Raw genomic sequence first — 1,103 nt, 5'->3', positions numbered from 1 at the left:
CCGGAAGCCCTCTGCCGACGCTGCGCGCCCGGGGCCTGATCGCCGAACTCACCCTGCACGAACTGGCCTTCACCCCTGAGGAAGCACAGGCCGTACTCACCGGCCTGCTCGGGTCCGTTCCGACGGAGGACGTCTCGCGCTCACTGTACGAGGCCACGGAGGGATGGGCCGCGGGGCTCTGCATCATGGGGCGTGCCCTCGCCCGCCCGGCGAACGAGGCCGCCACGGAAGGGAATCCGGCCCGCGGCGGCCAAGCCGTCACCGAGTATCTGGCCACCGAGGTGCTGGATCGGCTCACCGCCGAACAGCGCCGGTTCCTGCTGCGCACCAGTGTGCTCGACGAGTTGAGTGCCGGGCCGTGCCAGGCCCTGGCCGGGGACCGGGCGGGCGTACTGCTGCGCGAGCTCGCACGGACCGTGCAACTGCTCGTGCCCGTCGCCGCCGATCCGTCGGTGTACCGGCGCCACCGAGGACTGTCCTCGCTGCTGTCCGACGTCCTCGGGTCCGAGGGGTCCGACACCGTCGTATCCCTGCACCGTTCGGCGGCCCAGTGGTACTCCCGGCAGGGCGAGACAACCGCGGCCGTACGGCACTGGACGCTGGGCGGCGCCGGGTCCGCGGCCGTCGCGTCGGTCCTCGACGGCTGGGAGAAGGCGGTCTCGGCAGGCCGTGGCACGCAGGTCTCGCAGTGGCTGGACCTCCTGCCGCCCCGCACGGTCGCCGCCGACGCGAGACTGTGCGTCGTGGCGGCGATGGCGGCACTCTCGACAGGCGCCCCGGAAACGGCCGGGCGCTGGCTGGATGTGGCCCGGCTGAGGCAGACGGGATCGCAGACGGTCGGTGAAGGCGGCACGGTGTCCGACGCCGCGGCAGTCGCTCACGTCGTCGCCTGTTGTCTCAAGGGGGAGCTGCTGACCGCCGGCCGTCTCGGCGAAGCCGCCGTCGCCGGCACCCTGCCGCTGACTGCCTGGCGTGCCCTGGCCTGCACGGCACGTGGTGCCGCGCTGCTGTGGACCTGTCGGTACGAAGAGGCGGAGGCGCTGCTCGGCGAGGCGACCCGTGACGCGCATGCCGCCGGGCACGGCCTGGCGCTCGTCCGCGCG

Annotated in this window: 1 protein-coding gene; it reads left to right on the top strand. The window is 73.5% G+C overall.

The features are described 5' to 3' along the window. The coding region (locus ABZV34_RS39865) for a hypothetical protein (RefSeq protein WP_356288332.1) at window positions 1-1,103 on the top strand (1,103 nt) is incomplete at both ends.

This window comes from Streptomyces sp. NPDC005195 (genome assembly GCF_040608315.1).
GTDB lineage: Bacteria > Actinomycetota > Actinomycetes > Streptomycetales > Streptomycetaceae > Streptomyces > Streptomyces kaempferi.
This window is presented reverse-complemented; position numbering and strand designations above follow the sequence as displayed.